Source organism: Streptococcus equinus (assembly GCF_049393735.1).
Classification (GTDB): domain Bacteria; phylum Bacillota; class Bacilli; order Lactobacillales; family Streptococcaceae; genus Streptococcus; species Streptococcus equinus_G.
In genome coordinates this window covers 1,507,234-1,531,365 of the sequence record NZ_CP185946.1, presented here as the reverse complement: position 1 = coordinate 1,531,365, position 24,132 = coordinate 1,507,234, and the positions used below count along the sequence as shown (strand labels likewise).

Here is a 24,132-nt window from a genome sequence, read left to right as displayed (position 1 = left end):
TCTAGTTCAATTTTTCAGTCTAATTTAAGCTGATATGCTATAATTAGGGTGAAAGAAGGTGATCTGTATATGGGAGCATATAAAAAAGACAAAGAGTTTATGGAACTTGTTGGTCATTTGATTGAACACCCCCGTTTTCAAAAGTTAGATAATATAACACAGCATCACTACTCGACCCGTATGGAGCATTCGATTAACGTTGCTTATACGAGTTATAAGATTGCCAAAAAGTTGGGCTGGGATGAAAAAGCTACAGCACGTGGTGGTCTTTTGCACGATTTTTTCTATTACGATTGGCGTGAAACCAAGTTTAACAAAGGACATGCTTGGGTTCATCCAAGAATTGCCGTTCGTAATGCTAGAAAATTAACAAAGTTAAATAAACGAGAAGAAGACATTATTTTAAAACATATGTGGGGAGCGACAATCGCGCCTCCGCGTTATAAAGAAGGTTACATCGTGACGATGGTGGATAAATATTGGGCTATTAAAGAAGCTATGACTCCACTTCGTCAACGTTTTGGTAAGAAAAAACGGTACAGCCGTAAGATTTTACCAAGTAACCATCGTTAATAGAATTGTTATGTAGGAGGATTTTTTGTGAATCAAAATGATGTGATTTATACACAGGCTGATAGTGGTCTTAATCGATTTTTTGCAAAAATCTATGGCTTAGTTGGTATGGGAATTGGGTTGTCAGCCTTTGTATCATTTTTGATGCTTTATGTGTTTACTGACAACATGATTAACATCATTACTAATCAACCATTTGTTTATTATGGAGCTATTTTTTTAGAGCTTGCTTTGGTTTTCTTGGCTAGTAATGCAGCTCGTAAAAATACGCCATCAGCTTTGCCTTTATTTTTATTTTACTCAGCTTTGAATGGCTTTACGCTTAGTTTTGTTATTGTAGCTTATACACAAACGACAGTTTTGCAAGCCTTTGTTTCATCAGCTTTGGTTTTTGGAGTCATGTCAGTTCTTGGGTTTATTATTAAAAAAGACATGTCTGGCTTTGCAAAAGCGGCTATAGCAGCTTTGATTGGTATCATTATCGCAAGTTTTGTTAACATGTTTATTGGTTCAGGCATGATGAGTTTTGTGATTAGCATTATTTCTGTTTTAATCTTTTCTGGCTTGATTGCTTATGACAACCAGATGATTAAACATGTTTATCAACATACCGGTGGAAATGTTGGTGATGGTTGGGCAATCTCAATGGCTTTGAGTTTGTATCTTGACTTTATCAACTTATTCTTGAATTTACTTCGTTTGTTTGGAAGTGATGACTAAAAGACTAGCGTAGCGATTGCTATGCTAGTTTTTTGTACTTTTTACGAAAGTATATTGGTGAACTATTATCTTTGTGTTATAATAATCCTAATATTTTGAAAATTCAAGGAGTTAGCTATGAAAACACCATTTATTTCAGCCAAAGAGCTTGAAAAAATTACGACTGAATTTCCAACGCCTTTTCACCTTTATGATGAAAAAGGTATTCGTGAAAAGGCTCGTGCTTTGAATAAAGCATTTTCTTGGAACAAGGGCTTCAAGGAATATTTTGCTGTTAAGGCTACGCCGACTCCTGCAATTTTGAAGATTCTTCAAGAGGAAAACTGTGGTGTGGATTGTGCGACAGAAGTAGAGCTATTGATGAGTCATAAGCTTGGATTTACTGATATCATGTTCTCATCAAATGACACGCCTGCGCGTGAATTCCAGTATGCAAAAGAAATTGGTGCGACAATTAATCTTGATGCTTATGAGCATATTGCTTTCTTAAAAGAAGTTGCAGGTCTTCCTGAGACAGTTTCTCTTCGTTATAATCCAGGTGGTGTTTTCTCACTTGGAACTGATATTATGGATAATCCTGAAGAATCAAAATTTGGGATGACAAAGGCCCAATTGATTCAAGGATTTAAAGATTTGAAAGCAGAAGGTGTGAAATATTTTGGAATTCATTCATTTCTTGCATCAAATACGGTAACAAATGATTATTATCCAGAGCTTGCTCGTCAGTTATTTGAATTAGCAGTAGAAGTTAAAGAAAAAGCGGGTGTGTCAGTTAGCTTTATTAACCTTTCTGGTGGTGTTGGGGTGAATTATCGTCCTGAGCAAAAAGCAAATGATATTGCTGTGATTGGTGAAGGTGTTCACCGAGTATTTGATGAGGTTCTGGTACCAGCTGGTTTAGGTGATGTCAAAATCTTTACCGAACTTGGTCGCTTTATGCTGGCTCCGCATGGCCTCCTTGTGACAAAAGTTCGTCATCGTAAAGAAACTTACCGCACTTATATTGGCGTTGATGCATCAGCAGTGAATTTGATGCGTCCAGCAATGTATGATGCTTATCATCACATTACTAACATGACAAATCCTAATGGTGAACTTGAAGTGGTTGATGTTGTCGGCTCGCTTTGCGAGAATAATGATAAATTTGCTAAGCAGCGTGAATTGCCACAGGCGCGTGTGGGTGATACGCTTGTTATTCATGACACTGGTGCACACGGATTTTCAATGGGGTACCAGTATAATGGTCGTCTTCGTTCAGCTGAGATTCTTTACCAAGAAGACGGTAGTGTAAGGTTGATTCGTCGTGCAGAGACACCAGAGGATTATTTTGCAACAATTAAGGGATTTGATTTTGATTAATAATTGAAAAAGTAGTTGGCTAGGTGTTTTCTGAAGACTTAAGCTAGCTGCTTTTTATATTTTAGAAAAAGGCTTTCAAGAATTTGTAAACTCTTACCATTTCTGCTATAATGAATGGTGTAAAAAACTTAGGAGATATATATTCATGACAACATTTCTTTGGATTTTGTTAGTTTTGGTTGCTTTATTTGGTGGCCTTGTTGGTGGCGTTTTTATTGCGCGTAAACAGTTTGAAAAGGAAATCGGTGAACACCCACGTTTGACGCCTGATGCGATCCGTGAAATGATGAGCCAAATGGGTCAAAAACCTAGTGAAGCTAAAATTCAACAAACTTACCGTAACATCATCAAACAATCTAAAGCAGCTGCAGCAAAAGCTAAAAAATAATCTTTTTTGCTTTGGTTTGAAAAGCGCTAAAGGCTTGTGACTTTTATATGGTAAGATTTTTTGAAGTTAGAAAAAAGTCAGTCTTTAACTATTTTTTTCGAGCACAGAGCTCAGAAATGAATGACTCAGTTGGCTCACCAACTGAGTTTTTGTTTGTTATAAGTCCTTGTTTAGAAAGAAGATATAAAATTTGGATAATAGACCGATTGGTTTTTTAGATTCTGGAGTTGGTGGGTTAACAGTTGTACGCGAATTAATGCGTCAGCTGCCACACGAAGAAATTGTATATATTGGAGACTCTGCACGAGCTCCGTATGGTCCTAGACCTGCTGAACAAATCAGAGAATACACTTGGGAACTTGTTAATTTCTTGTTGACAAAAAATGTTAAGATGATTGTCTTTGCTTGTAATACAGCGACAGCAGTTGCTTGGAAAGAAGTCAAAGAAAAGCTTGATATTCCAGTTCTCGGTGTAATTTTACCAGGTTCTAGTGCTGCCATAAAATCAACACGTAATGGCAAGATTGGTGTCATTGGAACACCAATGACAATCAATTCAGAAGTTTATCCTGAAAAGATTAAATCTTTGTCACCGAAAATGGAAGTTAGTGGACTAGCTTGTCCTAAGTTCGTTCCAATTGTTGAATCAAATGAAATGACTTCAAGTGTTGCAAAAAAAGTTGTTTACGAAAGTTTAGCACCGCTTGTTGGTAAAGTCGATACATTGGTACTTGGTTGTACACACTATCCATTGCTTCGACCAATCATTCAAAATGTGATGGGACCAGATGTCAAATTAATCGATAGTGGTGCCGAATGTATTCGCGATGTATCAGTGTTGTTAAATTACTTTGAAATTAATCACAATCGTACAGAAGATGTGACAAATCATCATTTTTACACTACAGCAAGCAGTCAAAGTTTTAAAGAAATTGCTGTTAATTGGCTAAAAACTGACATTGATGTGCAACATGTTGATTTGGAAAACTTGAGCAAATAGAAATGAGATGGTAATAAATGACTGGTAAAATTTACGAGTATAAAGATAAAGAAAATTGGTTCCTTGGCGAGTGGGGTGGTTTTAATGCCATTTCAGGTCTTGGAAATGTTTGTGGCGATGACCTTTATGAATTGAGTCAAAAAGTTGCAAAATTGGTTGCCAAAAAATGTTGCGGCAATTGCCATGGTGACTGCCATAAAGATGATTTTAACGGCTACAATGTTACGGTTGTTAAAAAATCGTCTGATTTTCAGTTAATTCGCTTTGTTGTTGGCATGATTAACGAAGAGACTGACCGTAAACTTGAAGTGCAACAACGTGCAGGTGCAGTTGTTGTTACTGAAGGTGAGCAGTTGCTTTTTGTACACCTACCAGAAGATGGTGTTAATGCGACAGCATTTTTCGGAAAAACATCTGACAATGCTTTTGGTGATACAATTTTGATTGCCACTCGCAACGAAGGCAAAACAAAAGAATTCCGCAAAATGTTTGACCAACTTGGCATCAAAGTTGAAAATTTGAATAATCACCCAGAATTGCCAGAAGTTGAAGAAACTGGTATGACATTTGAAGAAAATGCTCGTTTGAAAGCTGAGACTATTTCAAAATTAACTGGTAAAATGGTTTTAGCTGATGATTCTGGTTTGAAAGTTGATGTTCTCGGTGGTCTTCCAGGAGTTTGGTCAGCACGTTTTTCAGGCCCAGATGCGACGGACGAATCAAATAACGCTAAATTGCTTCACGAATTGGCAATGGTATTTGATATGAAAGACCGCTCAGCACAATTTCATACAACACTTGTAGTGGCTGCGCCAGACAAAGAAAGTTTGGTTGTTGAAGCTGATTGGCCTGGCTATATTGCCATGGAAGCAAAAGGTGACAATGGCTTTGGTTATGACCCACTATTTTTAGTTGGTGAAACTGGTCGTCACGCTGCTGAATTGACAGCAGATGAAAAAAATGAAATCTCACATCGCGGGTTGGCTGTTAAGAAATTAATGGAGGCATTCCCAGTATGGAAAGCAGAACAATAATTGTAATGAGTGATTCTCACGGAGATCGTGAGATTATTAATGATATCAAACAACGTTATCAAGGTGACGTTGATGCTATTTTTCACAATGGTGATTCTGAGTTGCCTAGTTCAGATCCAATTTGGGATGGTATCAAAGTTGTGCGTGGCAATTGTGATTACGATAGTGGGTATCCTGATCAATTGACAACTTATCTTGATGATATTGTCATTGCTCAAACACACGGACATCTTTATAATATTAATTTCACATGGGATAGACTAGATTTATTTGCTCAGGAGCAGGATGCTGATATCTGCCTTTATGGTCATTTACACCGAGCAGCGGCTTGGCGAAATGGTAAAACTGTTTTTATTAATCCTGGTAGTGTTCTTCAACCACGTGGCGAAGTAAATGAAAAACTTTATGCTAAAGTGACTATCACAGATGACAGTATCAAGGTTGACTTTTATACGCGAGCTCATAAACTCTACCCAGCACTCTCAAAGGAATTTGATAGATGATAGCAAAAGAATTTGAAGCTTTTCTTCTTAGCCATTTGGATAATTTTTTGATTCCAGCAGAAGAGTTAGCGATTTTTATTGATACGCATAGTCCAAATCATGCGATGTTGTTGCTAGTTAACAACGGTTACTCACGTGTTCCTGTTATCACTAAAGATAAAAAGTATGTGGGAACTATTAGCATCGCTGATATCATGTCTTATCAATCTGAGAATCAATTAACAGATTGGGAATTGGCTCAAACTGATATTGGTAAAATGGTCAATACTAAATTGGCAACAATTAGTGATACTTCAACTCTCACAGATGTTATGCACCTTTTGGTTGACTACCCATTTTTACCAGTCTTAGATAAAGATGGTCAATTCTTAGGCATTATTACTCGAAAATCGATTTTAAAAGCTGTTAACAGTCTTTTACACGATTTCACTGATTTTTATACGATTACTCCAAAAGATGATTGATTTTATCCAAGAATTTATTGATAGTAAGGCTCTTTCTGAGAATTCAAAAAATGCTTATTTTTATGATTTGCAGCAATTTGTCGAAACGGTTGATGGCAAGGTTAGTAAGGAAAAGCTAGCGCTTTATGAACAATCGCTGGCGGTCTTAAAAACCTCTGCTAAAAAACGAAAAATTTCAGCGGTAAATCAGTTTTTATATTATTTGTACGAGACTGAGCGTTTGGATCATTTTTACAAATTACGCAATAAAGAGAAACTGTCTGTAAAACCTGTTGAGAAAGACTTGCTTGATTACTCTGTTTTTTATCAAGAAAGTCCTTATGTAACTGGGCAGTTAATTGCTCTTTTGATGATTGAACTTGGTCTATCGTCAAATGATATTCAACAGCTAAAGATTGCAGATGTTGATATGACATTTGCAGTTTTGCGTGTGCAAAAGGCTGGTTTGGTCAGAGTACTTGAAATTCCTAAGAACTTGTTAGAGTACATTGCTGCTATGATTTCAGAAAATCAGGTTTATCTTTTTGATAAGCAAGGTAAACCTTATTCAAGACAGTGGTTTTTCAATCAACTAAAAGCATTTTTGACTTCGTTAGGTTTGGAAAAATTGTCTGCGCAGGATATGCGCCATCAATATGTCTTGCATCAAAAGGCAGCAGGAAAATCATTATTAGAAGTTAGTCGCAATTTAGGACTTAAAAGTCCAGTGACTTTAGAGAAATTTTATAACTAATGGATATTAAATTAAAAGATTTTGAAGGGCCTCTGGATCTGCTTTTACACTTGGTGTCTAAATATCAAATGGATATTTATGATGTTCCGATTGTGGAAGTCATTGAGCAGTATTTGGCTTATATTTCAACTTTGCAGGCTATGAAACTTGAAGTAGCTGGTGAATATATGGTTATGGCAAGTCAGCTCATGTTGATAAAAAGTCGTAAGTTGTTGCCAAAGATTGTTGAAGCAGAGCCAGAAGAAAATGACCCTGAACAGGAACTATTGACTCAAATCGAAGAGTATCGTCGATTTAAGGCAATTAGTGAAGAAATGTCAGCTCAACACGATGAGCGTGCTAAGTTTTATTCAAAACCAAAACAAGAATTAATCTTTGAAGATGCAGTGCTTGCCCATGATAAAACAATCATGGACTTGTTCTTATCATTTTCACATGTCATGGCTGAAAAACAAAGAGAACTTAAAAATAGCCATACGGTTGTTGAACGCGATGATTATCGCATTGAAGATATGATGACGGTCATTACAGAACGTCTCTCTCAGTCTAAAAAGCTTGTTTTGAACCGTGTGTTTAAAGAATGTCAATCACTTCCAGAGATGATTACCATGTTCTTGGCAACTTTGGAATTGATTAAAGTTCATGAAGTTGAGGTTGAACAAGAAGAGAATTTTGGGGATATTGTTTTGCGAAGTGTTAGCTAGAGAGTCACTTGCAGCGCTTAGCTAATGACATTTAGGAAAGGAACTTATATGAACTATTTAGCTCAGATTGAAGCACTTCTTTTTGTTGCAGGTGAGGAAGGCTTGAGCTTAAGACATTTGGCTAGTATGGTTAATTTAACGCCGACAGCACTCCAGCAACAATTGGAAAAGCTAGCTAAAAAATATGAATCAGATGAAACGTCAAGTCTTTGTCTGATTGAGACAGCGGGTTGCTACAAAATTGTAACCAAAGAGATTTTTGCGGATTTGTTGCGCGATTTTGCCAAGGCTCCTGTTAATCAAAGCTTGTCACGTGCGAGTTTAGAAGTGTTATCAATCATTGCTTACAAACAACCTATCACGCGTATTGAAGTTGATGATATTCGCGGTGTTAATTCAAGTAGTGCTATCAGCAAATTGATGGCTTTGGGATTGATTCGTGAAGCTGGTAAAAAAGAAGTTATTGGTCGACCAAATCTTTATGCTACTACAGATTATTTCCTTGATTTCATGGGAATTAATGACTTGAGTGAGCTTATTGATGTTTCAAATATTGAGTTGGTTGATGAAGAAATGACACTTTTTGATCAAGCTGATTTTTCTGAAGAAGCAACAGAACTCGCTAAAAATGACGAAATGGTGTAAAATAGCTAAAAAGCAGTTAAAGGAAAGAAAATGAGAATTAATAAATACATTGCCCATGCAGGGATTGCCAGTCGCCGAAAAGCAGAAGAGTTGATTAAAAAAGGTTTAGTCACTATCAACGGTAAGGTAGTGACAGAACTTGCTACAACTGTTAAATCTGGCGATATTGTTGAAGTTGAGGGAACACCGATTTATAACGAAGAAAAAGTTTACTATCTTCTTAATAAACCTCGTGGTGTTATTTCAAGTGTGTCAGATGATAAAGGACGTAAGACAGTTGTGGATTTGTTGCCGAATGTCACTGAGCGTATTTATCCTGTAGGGCGTTTGGACTGGGATACAACAGGACTTTTGATTTTGACAAACGACGGTGACTTCACAGATGAAATGATTCACCCACGTAATGAAATCGACAAAGTCTACTTGGCTCGTGTTAAAGGAATTGCGACAAAAGAAAATCTTCGTCCATTAACACGTGGTGTTGTAATTGACGGCAAGAAAACAAAACCAGCGCGTTACAACATTATCAAAGTTGATCCTGAAAAAAATCGTTCAGTTGTTGAATTGACTATCCATGAAGGACGTAATCACCAAGTTAAGAAAATGTTTGAATCAGTTGGACTTTTGGTTGACAAATTGTCTCGTACAAACTTCGGAACATTAGACTTATCAGGACTACGTCCGGGTGAATCACGTCGCCTAAGTAAAAAAGAAATCAGCCAATTGCATAACTTGGCTGTGAACAAACAAAAATGATGAAGAAAATTCTTATTGCGTTAGTAAAATGGTATCAAAAGCGAATCTCACCAATGACACCACCATCGTGTCGTTATCATCCAACGTGTTCAAATTATATGATTGAAGCGATTGAAAAGCACGGCATAAAAGGTGTTCTTATGGGGATAGCAAGGATTTTACGCTGTCATCCCTTGGTTGAAGGTGGCGATGATCCGGTGCCTGATTATTTTACACTTCGACGCAATAAAGATTTTCGTAAGAAAAAAGAGGAGAGCTAAAGCTTTCCTCTTTTTGTATGTTAATATTTTGACCAAGTTTTTGGAATGAATAGCAATAACATTGGATAGATTTCCAAACGTCCAGCAATCATGGCAAATGACATGAGTACTTTTGAAAATGGGCTGAAGATGGCAAAGGTATCGCCAGTTCCAAGCATTGGTCCGATGTTGTTAAAGGTAGAAGAAGCTGCACTGATGGCAACTAAGAAGTTATTATTATCAAGTGATAGCAGCAAAGTCAATCCTAAAAGTAAGAAAACATAGATTGCTAGATACTTAAGAACCCCGTGCTGAGTCTCTTTATCAAGTGGTTGTTTGTTAATATGAATGGTCATAATACGATTTGGGTAAAGCGTTGAAAGAATTTGATTTCTTGAAATCTTTGCTAGGATAAGCGCACGCATTACCTTGATACCACCTGCAGTTGAACCAGCTGACCCCCCGATAAACATGAGAAATAGCAAAATCACTTGAGAAAATAGTGGCCAAACAGTTAAATCTGTCACACCAAATCCTGTTGTAGTGATGACGTTTGCAACTTCAAATAATGTATTTTCAAATGCTTTTCCAGCACTTGGATAAAGTCCACTAACATTTAGCCAAATCAAGGCAGTTGCCGCAACGACAATTCCAATGTAAGTTCTCAATTCTTCGTCTTTAAAGAATGCTTTAAATTTACGAAGGAGCAAGAAGTAGTACAAGTTAAAGTTAATCCCAAATAAAAGAACTGCAACTGAGACGATGTTTGTAATGAGTGAGCTATTGTAGTGAGCAATTGAGTCATTATAAACACCAAAACCACCTGTACCAGCACAACCCATTGCTGTGATAACACTATCAAATGCAGGCATGCCAGCTAACATCAAGATAACCATAAGAATGGCAAACATGCTTAGATAGATAATATAGAGAATTTGAGCAGTTTCTTTTAGTTTTGAAACCACCTTACCAAAAACTGGTCCAGGTACTTCAGCTCGCATGACTTCTAAGTGGCTGTTTTTACTGTTTTCCATGATGGCTAGCGCAAAGACCAGCACTCCCATACCACCGATAAGGTGGGCAAAACTTCGCCAGAAGAGAAGAGAGTGTGAAAGCACAGCAACATCGGGTAGAATCGTTGCCCCAGTTGTGGTAAATCCAGATACCATTTCAAAGAAAGCATCGATGATACTTGGGATTTGTCCAGATAATACAAATGGCAAAGCGCCAAAGAATGACCAGAGTATCCAACAGAGTGCAACAATTAAGAGACCTTCTTTGGTGTAGACATGGTAATTTTTAGGTTTGAAGGCAGCGCCAAGAAGTCCTAAAATAACAAGAATACCAATTGTTGCTCCGAGACTGATAATAACGTGAAAGTCTTCTTTGTAGATAAAAGCGACAATCACAGGAACCAACATCAACGATGCTTCAATCAAGAGTAGTTTTGAAAGGAGGTAACGAACCATACTTTTATTCATAACTTACCTCGCTAACAAATCGTAGATGCGCGTGATATTTTTCAAGAAAGTCACAACGACAATCTTATCACCGACTTCAAAGACATCCTCACCAGTTGGATAAATGGTTCTACCGTTACGGATGATGGCAGCGATAAGAATATTTTCTTTAAATTTAAGAGAAGATAAGCTCTTACCTGCCATTTTGTTATTTTCACGAATTTCAAATTGCAATGTTTCGATACGACCATTTGCGACGTGGTGCATGGCATCGAGGTTTGAGTCTTGGGCATTTACACGACCACGGATGAAATGCATCATGCTATCAACAGCAATGCTTTTTGGTGTGATGATACTTGAAAATTGACTTGGGTCGATAATTTCAAGCAAACTTGTGCGGTTAACTTTAGTGATATTTTTAGGAACACCAAGCGTTTCAAGGAACATTGATGTGATGATGTTTTCTTCGTCCACACCAGTCAAAGTGGCTACGGCATCAAAGTTCTCAACACATTCTTCCAAAAGTACGCTCTTAGCTGTACCATCTCCTTGCACAACGTGAACATTAGGAAATTCTTGACTGAACATTTCTGCTTGTTCTGGATTATTTTCAATGACCTTAAGATTAATTTTAGTATTCTTAAGAATATTGAGCAGATAGTAAGCAATACGTCCAGCACCAATGACCATCATATTTTTGATGTATTTTGGTTTCATAGAATTGTGGAAAAGAATCATATCGATTCGATTTCCTGTGACAAAGATTTTATCACCTGTTTGCAAAGTAGCATCGCCATCAGGAATGATTAATTTGCCACGACGTTCAATCGCACAGATAACAAGATTTCCAAATTTCTTACGGAATTGGCTAAGACTCATGTGGCAAAGCTTACTGCCGTCAGAAATCATAAATTCCATTAGCATCACGCGACCATTGACAAAGTGTTCGACAGAAAGGGCATTTGGAAAATCAACTGAGTTGGCGATATAACGCGCTGTAAGCAACTCTGGGTTGACAACCAAAGAAAATCCAAGGAAATTTTTGTCCTTGAAGTAAGAGTTAGAGTATTCTGGGTTACGAACACGAACGACCGTTTCTTTAGCCCCCATTTGTTTAGCTAGAACGGCTGAAATCATATTGACTTCGTCTTTATCAGTTAAGGCAATAAAGATATCACAATTAGCAACATCTGCTTGCTCAAGAATTTTGAAATTAGCTCCATTACCAACAATTCCCATGATATCATGGCGCTTAGTAATATTTTTTAAAACAGCTTCTTTTTCTTCGATTAAGACAACGTCATGTTTTTCTTCAACAAGTGAGCGACAAAGTGCGGTACCAACCTTACCTCCGCCGACAACAATTATTTTCATTTTAACCTCCAAAATGTAACGTATCTATATTACTCTATTTTTCTTAAAAATACTAGCCGTATCAACTGATAATAAAGGATTTTGCCTATTATATCAAAGCTGACATAGATTGTTAAAATTAGGTTACAAATTAGGAAAATGCTTGCGAAATGCAAATGAGAGAACTATAATGAGTCGTTATCTAATTTTAGGGAGAAATTTCAATGCTTGAAAAGTTACGAAATGTTTTTATTGGAAATCCCTTGGAATCAGCTGGCGAGGCTAATGAGGATCATTTGCTATCTAAATCTCAGGCTCTTGCCATGCTATCCAGCGATGCCCTTTCCTCAATTGCTTACGGTCCAGAGCAAGTTATTCTGGTTTTGACGACTATTTCAGCGGCAGCGATTTGGTGGTCACTTCCTATCGGACTTTTAGTTTTGGTACTGTTAGCAAGTTTAACAATTTCTTATCAACAAGTTATCCACGCTTACCCTAAAGGTGGCGGTGCCTACATGGTTTCTACTGAAAATTTATCGCCAAGTATGGGATTAATTGCCGGTGGTAGCTTATTGGTTGATTACATGTTGACGGTAGCAGTTTCGGTATCATCAGGTGCGGATGCTATTACATCAGCTTTTCCAGCAATTAAACACTTTAATTTAGAGATTTCAATTGTGCTGGTATTGATTTTGATGTTTATGAATTTGCGTGGTTTACGTGAATCGGCTAAGTCCTTGATGATTCCAGTTTATCTGTTCATTGTAAGTATTTTGTTCTTGATTGCTTATGGTGCTTTTCAGATTTTGACGGGACACCTAGCTTACACAGCGACTGCACATGTTGGTAAAGTAGTACCAGGTGTTTCATTGATTCTTTTGCTTCGAGCATTTACAAGTGGTTCAGCGTCATTGACTGGGGTTGAAGCCATCTCAAATGCGGTGCCATTTTTCAAGAAACCTAAAGAAAAGAATGCAGCTGGGACACTTGCCATTATGTCACTTATTTTGGGTACAATGTTTGCAGGTATCACATTCTTGAACTACTGGTTAGGTATTTTACCGTCTGAACATGTAACAGTCCTTGCTCAAATCGCACAACGTATTTTTGGCAATTCACCAATTGGAAATACCCTTTTCTACATTTTCCAATTATCAACAGCTTTAATCTTAGCTGTTGCTGCCAACACAGGTTTTTCAGCCTTTCCAATGTTGTCCTTTAACATGGCTAAGAATAAATACATGCCACACCTTTTCATGGAAAAAGGAGCACGACTTGGCTACTCAAATGGTATTATTACTTTAGCAGTCGGTGCCATTGCTTTGCTTTGTATTTTCAATGGGTCAACAGAACGTCTTATCCCGCTTTATACGATTGGTGTGTTCATTCCATTTGCGCTATCACAGACAGGGATGGTTATCCACTGGAAACGTCAATTTGGACAAGGTTACCTTAAACATTCTATCGCTAACATTTTAGGAGCAATCATTTGTTATCTTATTATTTTGATTTTGTTAGTCTTTAGAATCGGTGAAATCTGGCCATTCTTCCCAATTATCTTTGTGTTGATGTTTCTTTTCCATTCAATCAAAAATCATTACAACAACGTTGCCATGCAGCTTCGTTTGACAGATGATGTTAAAAATATTCATTATGATGGTAATACGGTTTTGATTTTGGTTGGTAATTTGACCCAAGCAAGTATTCGTGCCATCAATTATGCCAAAAGCATTGGTCAAACAGTTGTTGCTATGCACGTTTCAACACTAGAAACACGTGAGAAAGATATGGAAGTTGAGCGAGAGTTCAAACATTATTTTCCAGATGTTACCTTTGTCAATGTTGAGTCAAACTATCGTGACATCGTCAAACCAACTATGATGTTTGTGCAAAAGATGAATCATGAAGCTAAGAAAAATAATCACACTATGACGGTTATTATTCCAAAATTCATTCCTAAGCACAGCTGGCAAAATGCTCTTCACAATCAAATGAGCTTACGCCTTCGCGCACGTTTACGTTGGAACGAAGATATTATTATTGCAACTTATTCTTATCATTTGAAAAAATAAAAGATTTTTTAAAGCCTTGATTTTCAAGGCTTTTTTGAATGTTATCAAAGAAAAGGTTTACAAAAAAGTTGTTTCAAAAAAAGTTGAAAAAAGCCTTAAAAAACCTGACAAATTCACGTCAAATACGTTGACTTTGCATGTTAAAGTGTTATAATAATCAATAAGAATTCGTTAGTTTAAATCAAACCTGTTATGATTTAAGTTAATGAATCGCCGCCAACCACGCTGTTTGCTGAGCTTGACTCCGGGCAGTGTGGTTTATTTTTATGTCAAAAAACGGAAAGGGAAGAGTTATGAATATCGAAGCACTCGATTATCAAGAAGAAGCTACAAAAGCTGTCAATCATGTTGTTCTTTTTCAACCACAAATTCCACAAAATACAGGAAACATCGCTAGAACTTGTGCAGCAACAAATACGCCATTGCATATTATTCGTCCGATGGGATTTCCAATCGATGACCGCAAAATGAAGCGTGCAGGTCTAGATTATTGGGATAAACTTGACGTGACGTTTTATGATAGCATTGAAGAGTTTATGGAAAAATGTGACGGTCAAGTTCACTTGATTAGTAAGTTTGCAGAAAAAGTTTACTCAGATGAGAATTATAACGATGGTAAACACCATTATTTCCTTTTTGGTCGTGAGGATAAAGGTTTACCTGAAACATTCATGCGTGAAAATCCAGAAAAAGCCCTTCGTATTCCGATGAATGATGAACACGTTCGTAGCTTGAACTTATCAAATACCGTTTGTATGATTGTTTACGAAGCGCTTCGTCAGCAAGCATTCCCAAATTTGGAACTAAGCCATACTTACGAACACGATAAATTAAAATAGAGAAAGCAGCCGTAAGGCTGTTTTTTTGCGCCTAGATAAGCTTTTTAAGCTGAAATTATTGCAGTAGATGATTTTTTTTGATATTCTAATTGTGTCTTCAGGGCAGGGTGTAATTCCCGACCGGCGGTGTTGCCTTATGTTCTTTTATCAACTATCTTAGTTTGATAAGAAGTGTGAGCAATTTGAAAGTCCGCGAGCTGCTTTGCAGTTGATCTGGTGAAATTCCAGAACCGACAGTATAGTCTGGATGGGAGAAGACCAAGAGTTGTGATTACTTTTAGTGAACTCATATACTCGAACGCCTTCTTTCAATTTGAGAAAATTGGAGGAACTTTTTTATGCCTGGAACTATGACCAATACGCGCAAAATGGCTCACATTGCTATCTTGTCGACGCTTTCGTTTTTGCTGATGTATTTGCAATTTCCATTGATTCCATCAGCTAGCTTCTTGCAATTTGATTTTTCAATTTTGCCAGTTCTGATTGGACTTGTCATGATTGATTTACAGAGTGCACTTGGCATTTTGATTTTGCGTACATTGTTAAAACTTATGCTAAATAATGGTGGTGTAACGACTTTGATTGGTATGCCGATGAACGTAGTAGCATTAGGCGTTTTCCTACTAGCGATTGCTTTTATCTGGAAACGTAAACCAAGCCTTAAATCCTACGTTTTTGCTTCAATTGTCGGGACAGTTGGATTGACGCTTGCGATGTTAGTCTTGAACTATATTTACGCTGTGCCACTTTATGCGCAATTTGCTAATTTTGATATTTCAACTATTTTAGGTTTGGGAAATTATTTATTTGCAATGGTTGTCCCATTTAACTTGATTGAAGGCATTATTTTCTCAGTTGCTTTCTTTATTTTGTGGAGCTGCTTAAAACCAATTTTAAAAAATAGATAGAAAAGCTAGAAATTTTTTCTAGCTTTTTTGTTGCCATAGAATTCTCACTGATTTTGAAGGCTTTGGCTGTGATAAAAAATTTAACTAAGGTATAATAAGGTGAGGATAATTTTTTGAAAGGGATTAACATGAAACATAAACAAATTTATTTTACAATTGCTTCAACTGTTCTTGTGATTTTTATGATGTTGGGCTATGTTGTAAAATTCTATCCAGATGTTGTTTCAAGTATCGATTCAGCAATTCAGACAAGCGTGCGTGGTGAATTGCCTAAGCATATGACAAGTTTCTTTAAATTGATGACGAATTTTGGACATGAAGTTTTAGTTTTTATTTATACATTTGTGATTGCTGCTGTACTTTATTTTGGAAAGCACTGGAAAACTGAAGCTATCTTTTTATCAGGAAACTTACTTTTGATGGGGATTTTCTCAACTATCTTCAAATATCTTTATGGTCGCCCAAGACCACTTCTAGAGTATTTGGTTGAGAAACCGATGGGACCATCTTTTCCAAGCTGGCACTCAGCATCAAGTATGATTGTAGCGCTTAGCTTAATGATTATTGTTGAGCAACATCTTAATAAAACTTTTGTGAAACGCTGTTTGCAAGTTTTATTATTAGTGATTGCCATTACAACAGCTATTTCACGTATTTATCTTGGTGTGCACTACCCAACAGATATTTTGGGTGGTTGGTTGTTAGCAGTTGCCATCGTTGCTGCAGTTTACCCTGTTTACGACCAAAAGCGTTTTGAATGGCGCTTCCAAGGAAAACAAGATTAATCACTAAAAGGCGACCAAGAGGTCGTCTTTTTTAAGGTGACTAGATTTTGTCTGAGAACTAGAAAGTGTTATAATATAAGCTATGAAAAAACGTTACAACACTCTAAATGATTATTATCGCGAGCTTTTTGGAGAAAAGATTTTCAAAGTTCCTATTGATGCTGGCTTTGATTGTCCAAACCGTGATGGAACGGTAGCGCATGGCGGCTGTACTTTCTGTACGGTGTCAGGTTCTGGCGATGCTATCGTAGCTCCAGATGCGCCAATTCGTGATCAATTTTATAAAGAAATAGATTTTATGCACCGTAAATGGCCAGAGGTCAAAAAATATTTGGTGTATTTCCAAAATTTTACCAACACACATGATACAGTAGATGTCATTCGTGAACGTTATGAGCAAGCTATCAATGAACCTGGTGTAGTCGGTATTAATATTGGGACACGTCCGGACTGCTTGCCAGATGAGACTATCGCTTATATTGCTGAATTGTCAGAGCGCATGCACGTGACGGTTGAGCTTGGTTTACAGACAACTTATGATGAGACTTCTGAAATCATCAACCGTGGTCACAACTATGATTTGTATGTTAAAACTGTTAAACGTCTTCGCGAGCTAGCACCAAAAGTAGAAATTGTTTCTCACTTGATTAATGGCCTTCCTGGTGAAACTCATGAAATGATGGTTGAAAATGTTAGACGTTGTGTAACCGATAATGAGATTGACGGTATTAAACTTCATTTGTTGCATTTGATGACAAGTACCAAAATGCAACGCGACTACCATGAAGGTCGTTTAAAATTGCTCAGTATGGATGAATATGTCAATATTATCTGCGACCAGCTGGAAATCATTCCTAAAAATATTATTATTCACCGCATTACTGGAGATGCTCCGCGCGATATGTTGATTGGACCAATGTGGAGCCTCAAGAAATGGGAAGTTTTAAACGCTATTGACAAAGAAATGGAACGTCGTGGTTCTTATCAAGGATGTAAATTAGAGGAGGTCGAATCGTGATAAAACGTCCCTTACACTTATCACATGATTTTTTGGCTGAGGTGCTAGATGATGGTGCAGTAGCTGTTGATGCAACCATGGGAAATGGTAATGACACAGCTTTTCTCGCTCAGCATGCTAAAAAAGTTTACGCTTTTGATGTGCAAGAACAAGCACTAAAAAGTACACAAGAACGCCTAGAAAAACAAGCAATTTCAAATGCGCAGTTGATTTTAGATGGGCATCAAAATCTTGATAAATACGTCAGTGAGCCAATTCGCGCAGCTATTTTCAACCTTGGCTATTTACCAAGTGCCGATAAGACAGTCATTACAAAACCCGATACCACTTTAGTGGCTATTGAAAAAATCTTAGAGCGTCTTGAAATCGGTGGTCGTCTAGCTATCATGATTTATTATGGTCACGAAGGTGGAAACATGGAAAAAGATGCAGTGCTTGATTACGTGTCAGCTCTTGACCAAAAAGAGTTTGCAACCATGCTTTACAAACCTCTTAACCAAATTCACCAACCACCATTTTTGGTTATGATTGAAAAATTACGTTAATGATAAAACCTCTATGATTAAGGTCATAGAGGTTTTTCGTTATTAAAATTCAGGTTTGATGTAAATGCGGTCATCACCGAGCGGCACGATTGAGACTTTTTGGTCATAAAAATCAGATAAAATAGTTTCAGTAAGAACTTCATTTTTAGGACCTTTGGCAATGATTTGCCCTTTTTTGAGGAGAAGAACGTGGGTAAAAGAACGTGTGATTTCTTCTGCGTGGTGAGTGACGTAGAGGATGGTTGGTGCTTTTGGAAGAGTTGTGATTTGTTCGATTTGGCGGAGTAATTTTTCACGAGCAAATAAATCAAGACCGCTGGTTGCTTCGTCGAGAATCAAAATCTCAGGTTCTTCCATAAGACTGCGAGCAATGAGAAGTAGTTGTTTTTCCCCCTGTGAAAGGCTGGCATAAATACGACCAAGAAGATGTTCACCACCAATTGAGATGAGCATTTGTCTTGCCTCGTTTAGCTCTTTTTCGCCATACTCAGTGTATAGAATGCTTGATTTATATTTTCCAGTCAGAACAATTTTTTCAGCTAGCATGTGTGGAGAGAGACGTTCTGCGATAAATGAACCGACAATACCGATTTTGGTACGCATATTGCTGATATCAGTCTCACCAAATTTATTTCCCAGTACCTCAACACTGCCTTGACTTGTCCAGTATTCTGCTGTGATAAGTTTTAGAAGTGATGTTTTACCAGACCCGTTGAGCCCTAAGATTGCCCAATGTTCCCCTTTGTTGACCTTCCAAGTAATGTCTTTGAGAAGGGTTTTATTTTGTCGTGATAGCGTAACATTTTCTAAAGCAATTTGAGCCATAAGTGACCTCCGAGATGTGTTTGATAGCTATTATATCATTTTTAGAAAATTCAGACAAATACTCGCCAAAAAGGTTTGAAGTATTAAACTAAAAGTTAGTAAAACTTTACTAAAACTTATTGACTTCTTTTATGAAAACGTTTACTATAAAACTGTAATGAAAAACAAGTTACTTTTAGAAGGAGATTTTTTATGGATACTCAATCAAATGCAGTTTCAAAGAAACAGGCTGCAACATCACGAATCTCATATGCTTTTGGGGCATTTGGTCATGATATTTTCTATGCAACCTTATCAACATATTTCATCACCTTTATTACCTCACATTTATTTAACACAGGTGATGCGGCACAAAATAATCGCATGGTTTTATACATCACTCAGATTATTGCAGGTTTGCGTATTGTCGAATTGATTATCGACCCATTTATCGGAAATATGATTGATAATACCAAAACTCGTTGGGGTAAATTTAAACCTTGGGTAGTTGCTGGTGGTACAATCAGTTCAATTGCTTTGTTGATTTTGTTTACAGACATGGGAGGTCTTAACAAGACAAATCCAGTTCTTTACTTGATTATCTTTGCATTTATCTACATTACAATGGATATTTTCTATTCATTTAAAGATATTGGTTTCTGGTCAATGGTTCCTGCTTTGTCATTTAGTTCAGAAGAACGTGAAAAAACAGCAACCTTTGCTCGTATCGGATCAACTATTGGTGCTAACATTGTCGGTGTTGTCATCATGCCGATTGTACTTTTCTTCTCACTAAATCGTAATGGCGGTGCTGGTGATAATCGTGGTTGGTTCTGGTTTGCTTTCATCGTAGCTTTTCTCGGTGTTTTGACTGTTCTAGCCGTTGCATTTGGAACACACGAAATTGAGTCAGATCTTCGTAAAAATACTGAAAAGACTGGTTTTAAAGATGTTCTTAAAGTTTTGACTAAAAACGATCAATTGATGGCAATTTCATTGTCATATGTCTTGTACACTACAGGTATCAGCATTTTAAATGCTTCTGAATTGTATTATTTCACTTATATCTTGGGACATGCTGCCCAATTCTCAATCCTTGGTACAATTAACACTGTTGTTGGTTTGTTGTCAGTATCACTTTTCCCTAAATTAGCTGGAAAATTGAACCGACGTAATCTTTTCTTTGCATGTATCGCTGTTATGCTTTGTGGTATTGGTTTGTTCTCAGTAGCTGGAACTTCACTTGCTCTTGTCTTGGTCGCTGCTGAATTGTTCTTTATTCCACAACCACTTGTCTTCCTAGTTGTTTTGATGATTATCACAGACTGTGTTGAATACGGTCAATGGAAACTTGGTCACCGTGACGAAGCTTTGACATTGTCAGTTCGTCCTTTGCTTGATAAATTTGGTGGTGCTATTTCAAACCTTGTTATTGGTGCTGCAGCGGTTGCTGCTGGTATGACAACAGGTGCGACAGCTGATTCAATCACAAAAGCAGGTGCCATGTCATTCAAACTTCACGTATTTGCTTTACCATTTGCTTTGATTATTCTAAGTAGTGTTGTCTTTTTCTTCCGTGTTAAATTAACTGAAGAAAAGCACGCTGAAATCGTCGAAGAACTTGAACGCACTTGGGGTCATGAATTTGTTGACGACGAAGTTGAAACAGATGGTGGCTTGACTATTTCTGCACCGATTGCTGGTGAACTTCTTGACTTGTCACAAGTAGCTGATCCAGTATTTGCTAGTGAAGGTCTTGGTAAAGGATTTGCCATTAAGCCAAGCGATGGTTGTGTTTACGCACCGTTTGATGCGATGGTTCGTCAAGTCTTTACGACACGTCACGCTGTTGGTTTGGTTTCTGAAGATGGTATTGTTCTATTGATTCACATTGGTCTTGGTACTGTCAAATTAAAAGGTACAGGCTTTGTCTCATATGTGGTCGAAGGAGAACGTGTTAAAAAAGGTGATAAATTAATTGAATTCTGGGATCCAGTTATTCAAAAAGCTGGTCTTGATGATACTGTTATTATTACCGTTACAAACACTCATGCTTTTGAAACATTTAACATGCAAGCAAAAGCTGGAGAAACTGTTAAAGCAGGTGACAATGTGCTTACTTTGCATTAAGAATAAATTGTTTCAAAACAAAGCTCAGTTTTAAACTGGGCTTTTTTAATAGTAGAAAGTGATTGTATTTGTTTAGTACTTTAATTAGAAAATGTGCTATAATGAAGTCACTGTATTAAGAATTGTATGTAGGCTTTTTACCTACTTTTTATAGAAGAGGAGTAAGATTTATATGGAAGACCCGAGTCAGAATTTAGTTTTTCAATTTGTATTATTGTTAATTTTGACTTTGCTTAATGCCTTTTTCTCAGCATCTGAGATGGCACTTGTTTCTTTAAATCGTTCACGTGTTGAACAAAAAGCAGAAGAAGGGGACAAAAAGTTTATTCGACTTCTTTCTGTTTTAGAAAAACCTAATAACTTTTTATCAACCATCCAAGTTGGGATTACATTTATCAGTCTATTGCAAGGGGCTAGTTTGTCAGCTTCACTAGGCAGTGTTATTGCTTCATGGTTTGGTAATTTTGCTTGGGCACAGACTGCGGGAAGCATCATTTCTCTTGTCTTTTTGACTTACATTTCGATTGTTCTTGGTGAGCTTTATCCAAAACGTATTGCGATGAACCTCAAAGAAAATCTTGCCGTTATTTCTGCTCCGATTATTATTTTTATTGGAAAAATTGTTAGTCCATTTGTATGGTTGCTTTCAGCTTCAACGAACTTTTTATCACGCATTACGCCAATGACATTTGACGATGCTGATGAAAAAATGACACGTGATGAAATTGAATACATGCTATCAAATAGTGAAGAAACACTTGATGCAGAAGAAATTGAAATGCTACAAGGTGTCTTCTCGCTTGATGAATTAATGGCGCGTGAGGTCATGGTGCCTCGTACAGATGCCTTCATGATTGACATTAACGATGATACGCAAGAAAATATTCAAGACATTTTGAAAAATCATTTCTCACGTATTCCCGTCTATGATGATGACAAAGATAAAATCATCGGTGTTCTTCACACAAAACGTCTGCTTGCTGCTGGTTTTCGTGATGGCTTTGACAATATTGTCTTGCGCAAAATTTTACAAGAACCTTTGTTTGTTCCTGAAACAATTTTTGTGGATGATTTGTTGCGTCAGTTGCGAAATACTCAAAATCAGATGGCAATTTTGCTAGACGAATACGGAGGTGTTGCAGGGATTGTAACTCTTGAAGACCTTCTTGAAGAAATTGTCGGTGAGATTGATGATGAAACAGATAAAACAGAACAATTTGTTCGAGAGATTGGTGAACACACTTATATCGTTTTAGGTACGATGACTTTGAATGATTTCAATGATTACTTTGACCTTGATTTGGACAGTGACGATGTTGACACAATTGCTGGATTTTATTTGACAGGTGTCGGAAATATTCCGAGACAAGATAGTCGTGAAACGTTTGAAGTTGAATCAAAAGATAAGCACATCGCTTTGACAAATGACAAAGTCAAAGATGGTCGTGTGACAAAACTAAAAGTCGTTTTTTCTGATATAGAACAGAATAATGAAGAAGACTAAGTTTGGCTTAGTCTTTTTTCTTTGGAAAATGGTATAATGAAAATTAGAAAAACGGTTACAAAGGATGATAGAAAATGGCTGAAATTGATTACGGAAAAGTGACTGGAATGGTTCATTCAACAGAAAGTTTTGGTTCTGTTGATGGTCCAGGCGTTCGCTTTGTCATTTTTATGCAAGGCTGCAAAATGCGTTGCCAATACTGCCACAACCCTGATACTTGGGCATTAGAAAGCAATAAATCACGAGTAAGAACAGTTGATGATGTCTTAGCAGAAGCGCTTCGCTACAAACATTTCTGGGGTGAAAATGGTGGTATCACTGTCTCAGGTGGTGAAGCCATGTTACAAATTGATTTTGTGACTGCTCTCTTTACCAAAGCTAAGGAGTTAGGCATTCACTGTACGCTAGATACTTGTGGGTTTACTTTCCGTGATACACCAGAATATCACGAGATTGTTGACAAGTTATTAGCTGTTACAGATTTGGTGCTTTTGGATTTGAAAGAAATCAATCCTAAACAACACATTGTTGTCACACGTCAACCAAACACAAATATTCTAGCTTTTGCTCGTTATTTGTCTGATAAGAAAATTCCAGTTTGGATTCGTCATGTTTTGGTTCCTGGTTTAACTGATTTTGATGAGGATTTGATTGAGCTTGGAAAATTTGTAGAGACACTTGAAAATGTTGATAAGTTTGAAATTCTTCCTTACCACACTTTAGGTGAGTTCAAATGGCATGAATTGGGAATTCCTTACAGTCTTGAAGGGGTTAAACCACCGACAAAAGAACGTGTCCAAAATGCTAAAGAGCTTATGCATACTGAGTCTTACACAGAATACATGAAACGTATTCATCATTAGTCCTTGTGACTATTGACATTGACTTGAATCTTTGATAAGCTCTATCACAAGGTGGACACTATGAACAGTTACAAAATTTTAAAATTTGATGAAAAATTTGTGTACTTAACACAGGATGGAAAAATCAAGAAATTAGCGCGAGAGTTATTTGATTTTGACATTACACTGGGTGATCAGGTTGACTACATTCAAGATGGTGATATTGTTTTAGTTATGCCAAGCCAGGGTGAGGTAGATTTATCTAGTGATAAGTCTGTTAAATCAGGGCTATTGCAAGGCATTCTTAACCTTTTCTTGGAAACATTATCTATCCATAATAACGACTTAGGCAATCTTAAGAAGATATTTTCTCAGTTGCTTGTGACGCTATTTATGGCGTGGAGTTTGCTTGGTGTAGTTGTTATTGAGCTTTTGCTCTTGTTAGAATCACTGATTACTTTTATTTGGCGTTTGCTTGTAAAAGGTATTAAACGTTTGCATATTGTGGATAACAGTCGAAAATTTATGGCTTATCGTAAGCAACAAGAAGCTATCCGCAATCAGGAAAATCGTGAGGAAGAAGAGCGTCTCTTGCGCCTTGCATTAGAACATGAAAAAGCTACGCACAAAGAAGTTTCTACAAATGAATCAGAGATAGAAAAAGCAAGCTCTGATGACAACCATTCTGAACAAGATTAAAAATATCAAAAGCATTTTCACTGGCGAGTAAGTCGATTGGCTGGTGAAGATGCTT

At 37.1% G+C, this 24,132-nt stretch carries 26 protein-coding genes and 1 riboswitch; of the genes, 23 read left to right on the top strand and 3 right to left on the bottom strand.

Annotated features, from left to right (window positions below; all coding sequences use genetic code 11):
- The first annotated feature begins 69 nt into the window (after positions 1 to 69).
- The 13 genes from ACNTMY_RS07720 (at position 70) to yidD (ending at position 9,139) form a co-directional block, all read left to right on the top strand.
- Positions 70 to 573: an HD domain-containing protein gene (locus ACNTMY_RS07720; RefSeq protein ID WP_423216877.1), complete on the top strand. Its 504-nt coding sequence runs from the start codon at positions 70 to 72 to the stop codon at positions 571 to 573.
- Positions 574 to 600: 27 nt separating this feature from the next.
- Complete coding sequence (locus ACNTMY_RS07715) at positions 601 to 1,293, top strand: Bax inhibitor-1/YccA family protein (RefSeq protein ID WP_423216017.1); 693 nt, start codon at positions 601 to 603, stop codon at positions 1,291 to 1,293.
- Positions 1,294 to 1,410: 117 nt separating this feature from the next.
- Positions 1,411 to 2,652, top strand: coding sequence for a diaminopimelate decarboxylase (locus ACNTMY_RS07710; protein WP_423216016.1), 1,242 nt, complete (start codon positions 1,411 to 1,413; stop codon positions 2,650 to 2,652).
- Between the two features lie 145 nt (positions 2,653 to 2,797).
- Entirely contained in the window at positions 2,798 to 3,040 is a 243-nt protein-coding gene (locus ACNTMY_RS07705) for a YneF family protein (RefSeq protein WP_006532899.1), read from the top strand.
- 190 nt (positions 3,041 to 3,230) lie between these two features.
- Positions 3,231 to 4,040, top strand: a complete 810-nt coding sequence (racE, locus tag ACNTMY_RS07700) for a glutamate racemase (RefSeq protein ID WP_027968415.1) — start codon at positions 3,231 to 3,233, stop codon at positions 4,038 to 4,040.
- A 17-nt stretch (positions 4,041 to 4,057) separates the two neighbouring features.
- Positions 4,058 to 5,074, top strand: coding sequence for a nucleoside-triphosphate diphosphatase (locus tag ACNTMY_RS07695; protein WP_423216015.1), 1,017 nt, complete (start codon positions 4,058 to 4,060; stop codon positions 5,072 to 5,074).
- Positions 5,056 to 5,577 (top strand): metallophosphoesterase, encoded by a 522-nt coding sequence (locus ACNTMY_RS07690; RefSeq protein ID WP_423216014.1) that lies wholly within the window; start codon positions 5,056 to 5,058, stop codon positions 5,575 to 5,577. Before ACNTMY_RS07695 ends, ACNTMY_RS07690 begins: the two co-directional genes overlap by 19 nt.
- On the top strand, positions 5,574 to 6,041 hold the full coding sequence (gene cbpB / locus ACNTMY_RS07685) for a cyclic-di-AMP-binding protein CbpB (RefSeq protein ID WP_423216013.1): 468 nt from the start codon (positions 5,574 to 5,576) through the stop codon (positions 6,039 to 6,041). Before ACNTMY_RS07690 ends, cbpB begins: the two co-directional genes overlap by 4 nt.
- Entirely contained in the window at positions 6,034 to 6,774 is a 741-nt protein-coding gene (gene xerD / locus ACNTMY_RS07680; RefSeq protein ID WP_423216012.1) for a site-specific tyrosine recombinase XerD, read from the top strand. Before cbpB ends, xerD begins: the two co-directional genes overlap by 8 nt.
- Positions 6,774 to 7,478: a segregation/condensation protein A gene (locus ACNTMY_RS07675; protein WP_021142985.1), complete on the top strand. Its 705-nt coding sequence runs from the start codon at positions 6,774 to 6,776 to the stop codon at positions 7,476 to 7,478. The genes xerD and ACNTMY_RS07675 overlap by 1 nt, the downstream gene beginning before the upstream one ends.
- A gap of 48 nt (positions 7,479 to 7,526) precedes the next feature.
- A complete protein-coding gene (gene scpB / locus ACNTMY_RS07670; RefSeq protein ID WP_074629288.1) occupies positions 7,527 to 8,123 on the top strand; it encodes an SMC-Scp complex subunit ScpB in 597 nt (198 codons plus the stop codon).
- A gap of 30 nt (positions 8,124 to 8,153) precedes the next feature.
- Positions 8,154 to 8,879, top strand: a complete 726-nt coding sequence (locus ACNTMY_RS07665; RefSeq protein WP_045798527.1) for a pseudouridine synthase — start codon at positions 8,154 to 8,156, stop codon at positions 8,877 to 8,879.
- Positions 8,876 to 9,139 carry a membrane protein insertion efficiency factor YidD gene (gene yidD, locus ACNTMY_RS07660; protein ID WP_420543485.1) on the top strand — a complete coding sequence of 88 codons (264 nt, stop codon included), beginning with the start codon at positions 8,876 to 8,878 and terminating at the stop codon, positions 9,137 to 9,139. The genes ACNTMY_RS07665 and yidD overlap by 4 nt, the downstream gene beginning before the upstream one ends.
- A 20-nt stretch (positions 9,140 to 9,159) precedes the next feature.
- Here the strand turns inward: yidD and ACNTMY_RS07655 are convergent, their stop codons facing one another.
- Both ACNTMY_RS07655 and trkA read right to left on the bottom strand, forming a co-directional pair.
- Positions 9,160 to 10,599 (bottom strand): TrkH family potassium uptake protein, encoded by a 1,440-nt coding sequence (locus ACNTMY_RS07655; RefSeq protein ID WP_423216011.1) that lies wholly within the window; start codon positions 10,597 to 10,599, stop codon positions 9,160 to 9,162.
- A gap of 3 nt (positions 10,600 to 10,602) precedes the next feature.
- Entirely contained in the window at positions 10,603 to 11,952 is a 1,350-nt protein-coding gene (trkA, locus tag ACNTMY_RS07650) for a Trk system potassium transporter TrkA (protein WP_423216010.1), read from the bottom strand.
- Between the two features lie 203 nt (positions 11,953 to 12,155).
- Here trkA and ACNTMY_RS07645 point away from each other — a divergent pair, with 203 nt between their 5' ends.
- The 6 genes from ACNTMY_RS07645 to ACNTMY_RS07620 all read left to right on the top strand — a co-directional run bounded on the left by ACNTMY_RS07645 (position 12,156) and on the right by ACNTMY_RS07620 (position 18,098).
- Positions 12,156 to 14,003 carry an APC family permease gene (locus tag ACNTMY_RS07645; protein WP_423216009.1) on the top strand — a complete coding sequence of 616 codons (1,848 nt, stop codon included), beginning with the start codon at positions 12,156 to 12,158 and terminating at the stop codon, positions 14,001 to 14,003.
- Between the two features lie 293 nt (positions 14,004 to 14,296).
- The gene (locus ACNTMY_RS07640) at positions 14,297 to 14,842 is read left to right on the top strand and encodes a tRNA (cytidine(34)-2'-O)-methyltransferase (RefSeq protein ID WP_423216008.1); all 546 of its coding nucleotides are present in this window, start codon (positions 14,297 to 14,299) and stop codon (positions 14,840 to 14,842) included.
- Positions 14,843 to 14,931: 89 nt separating this feature from the next.
- A riboswitch (FMN riboswitch) is annotated at positions 14,932 to 15,105 on the top strand.
- A gap of 75 nt (positions 15,106 to 15,180) precedes the next feature.
- Positions 15,181 to 15,750 carry an ECF transporter S component gene (locus ACNTMY_RS07635; protein ID WP_423216007.1) on the top strand — a complete coding sequence of 190 codons (570 nt, stop codon included), beginning with the start codon at positions 15,181 to 15,183 and terminating at the stop codon, positions 15,748 to 15,750.
- 128 nt (positions 15,751 to 15,878) lie between these two features.
- Positions 15,879 to 16,535 (top strand): phosphatase PAP2 family protein, encoded by a 657-nt coding sequence (locus ACNTMY_RS07630; protein WP_423216006.1) that lies wholly within the window; start codon positions 15,879 to 15,881, stop codon positions 16,533 to 16,535.
- 82 nt (positions 16,536 to 16,617) lie between these two features.
- A complete protein-coding gene (locus ACNTMY_RS07625) occupies positions 16,618 to 17,553 on the top strand; it encodes a TIGR01212 family radical SAM protein (RefSeq protein WP_423216005.1) in 936 nt (311 codons plus the stop codon).
- Entirely contained in the window at positions 17,550 to 18,098 is a 549-nt protein-coding gene (locus ACNTMY_RS07620) for a tRNA (mnm(5)s(2)U34)-methyltransferase (protein ID WP_423216004.1), read from the top strand. The genes ACNTMY_RS07625 and ACNTMY_RS07620 overlap by 4 nt, the downstream gene beginning before the upstream one ends.
- Before the next feature lie 42 nt (positions 18,099 to 18,140).
- Here ACNTMY_RS07620 and ACNTMY_RS07615 read toward each other — a convergent pair whose 3' ends face one another.
- Positions 18,141 to 18,923: an ABC transporter ATP-binding protein gene (locus ACNTMY_RS07615; RefSeq protein WP_423216003.1), complete on the bottom strand. Its 783-nt coding sequence runs from the start codon at positions 18,921 to 18,923 to the stop codon at positions 18,141 to 18,143.
- 192 nt (positions 18,924 to 19,115) lie between these two features.
- On the opposite strand from ACNTMY_RS07615, the gene ACNTMY_RS07610 reads away from it, so the two are divergent.
- The 4 genes from ACNTMY_RS07610 to ACNTMY_RS07595 all read left to right on the top strand — a co-directional run bounded on the left by ACNTMY_RS07610 (position 19,116) and on the right by ACNTMY_RS07595 (position 24,077).
- Positions 19,116 to 21,032 carry a glycoside-pentoside-hexuronide (GPH):cation symporter gene (locus ACNTMY_RS07610; RefSeq protein ID WP_423216002.1) on the top strand — a complete coding sequence of 639 codons (1,917 nt, stop codon included), beginning with the start codon at positions 19,116 to 19,118 and terminating at the stop codon, positions 21,030 to 21,032.
- Positions 21,033 to 21,204: 172 nt separating this feature from the next.
- Positions 21,205 to 22,536: a hemolysin family protein gene (locus tag ACNTMY_RS07605; protein WP_423216001.1), complete on the top strand. Its 1,332-nt coding sequence runs from the start codon at positions 21,205 to 21,207 to the stop codon at positions 22,534 to 22,536.
- 74 nt (positions 22,537 to 22,610) lie between these two features.
- Positions 22,611 to 23,399, top strand: a complete 789-nt coding sequence (pflA, locus tag ACNTMY_RS07600) for a pyruvate formate-lyase-activating protein (RefSeq protein ID WP_021142967.1) — start codon at positions 22,611 to 22,613, stop codon at positions 23,397 to 23,399.
- A gap of 60 nt (positions 23,400 to 23,459) precedes the next feature.
- Entirely contained in the window at positions 23,460 to 24,077 is a 618-nt protein-coding gene (locus tag ACNTMY_RS07595) for a hypothetical protein (RefSeq protein WP_423216000.1), read from the top strand.
- Positions 24,078 to 24,132: the final 55 nt, after the last annotated feature.

What these genes read in the sequence shown, in the direction of transcription:
- ACNTMY_RS07720 (WP_423216877.1), top strand. Translation starts at nt 70, where the DNA reads ATGGGAGCATATAAAAAAGACAAAGAGTTTATGGAACTTGTTGGTCAT.
- ACNTMY_RS07710 (WP_423216016.1), top strand. Translation starts at nt 1,411, where the DNA reads ATGAAAACACCATTTATTTCAGCCAAAGAGCTTGAAAAAATTACGACT.
- ACNTMY_RS07705 (WP_006532899.1), top strand. Translation starts at nt 2,798, where the DNA reads ATGACAACATTTCTTTGGATTTTGTTAGTTTTGGTTGCTTTATTTGGT.
- ACNTMY_RS07695 (WP_423216015.1), top strand. Translation starts at nt 4,058, where the DNA reads ATGACTGGTAAAATTTACGAGTATAAAGATAAAGAAAATTGGTTCCTT.
- ACNTMY_RS07690 (WP_423216014.1), top strand. Translation starts at nt 5,056, where the DNA reads ATGGAAAGCAGAACAATAATTGTAATGAGTGATTCTCACGGAGATCGT.
- cbpB (WP_423216013.1), top strand. Translation starts at nt 5,574, where the DNA reads ATGATAGCAAAAGAATTTGAAGCTTTTCTTCTTAGCCATTTGGATAAT.
- xerD (WP_423216012.1), top strand. Translation starts at nt 6,034, where the DNA reads ATGATTGATTTTATCCAAGAATTTATTGATAGTAAGGCTCTTTCTGAG.
- ACNTMY_RS07675 (WP_021142985.1), top strand. Translation starts at nt 6,774, where the DNA reads ATGGATATTAAATTAAAAGATTTTGAAGGGCCTCTGGATCTGCTTTTA.
- scpB (WP_074629288.1), top strand. Translation starts at nt 7,527, where the DNA reads ATGAACTATTTAGCTCAGATTGAAGCACTTCTTTTTGTTGCAGGTGAG.
- ACNTMY_RS07665 (WP_045798527.1), top strand. Translation starts at nt 8,154, where the DNA reads ATGAGAATTAATAAATACATTGCCCATGCAGGGATTGCCAGTCGCCGA.
- yidD (WP_420543485.1), top strand. Translation starts at nt 8,876, where the DNA reads ATGATGAAGAAAATTCTTATTGCGTTAGTAAAATGGTATCAAAAGCGA.
- ACNTMY_RS07655 (WP_423216011.1), bottom strand. Translation starts at nt 10,599, where the DNA reads ATGAATAAAAGTATGGTTCGTTACCTCCTTTCAAAACTACTCTTGATT.
- trkA (WP_423216010.1), bottom strand. Translation starts at nt 11,952, where the DNA reads ATGAAAATAATTGTTGTCGGCGGAGGTAAGGTTGGTACCGCACTTTGT.
- ACNTMY_RS07645 (WP_423216009.1), top strand. Translation starts at nt 12,156, where the DNA reads ATGCTTGAAAAGTTACGAAATGTTTTTATTGGAAATCCCTTGGAATCA.
- ACNTMY_RS07640 (WP_423216008.1), top strand. Translation starts at nt 14,297, where the DNA reads ATGAATATCGAAGCACTCGATTATCAAGAAGAAGCTACAAAAGCTGTC.
- ACNTMY_RS07635 (WP_423216007.1), top strand. Translation starts at nt 15,181, where the DNA reads ATGCCTGGAACTATGACCAATACGCGCAAAATGGCTCACATTGCTATC.
- ACNTMY_RS07630 (WP_423216006.1), top strand. Translation starts at nt 15,879, where the DNA reads ATGAAACATAAACAAATTTATTTTACAATTGCTTCAACTGTTCTTGTG.
- ACNTMY_RS07625 (WP_423216005.1), top strand. Translation starts at nt 16,618, where the DNA reads ATGAAAAAACGTTACAACACTCTAAATGATTATTATCGCGAGCTTTTT.
- ACNTMY_RS07615 (WP_423216003.1), bottom strand. Translation starts at nt 18,923, where the DNA reads ATGGCTCAAATTGCTTTAGAAAATGTTACGCTATCACGACAAAATAAA.
- ACNTMY_RS07610 (WP_423216002.1), top strand. Translation starts at nt 19,116, where the DNA reads ATGGATACTCAATCAAATGCAGTTTCAAAGAAACAGGCTGCAACATCA.
- ACNTMY_RS07605 (WP_423216001.1), top strand. Translation starts at nt 21,205, where the DNA reads ATGGAAGACCCGAGTCAGAATTTAGTTTTTCAATTTGTATTATTGTTA.
- pflA (WP_021142967.1), top strand. Translation starts at nt 22,611, where the DNA reads ATGGCTGAAATTGATTACGGAAAAGTGACTGGAATGGTTCATTCAACA.
- ACNTMY_RS07595 (WP_423216000.1), top strand. Translation starts at nt 23,460, where the DNA reads ATGAACAGTTACAAAATTTTAAAATTTGATGAAAAATTTGTGTACTTA.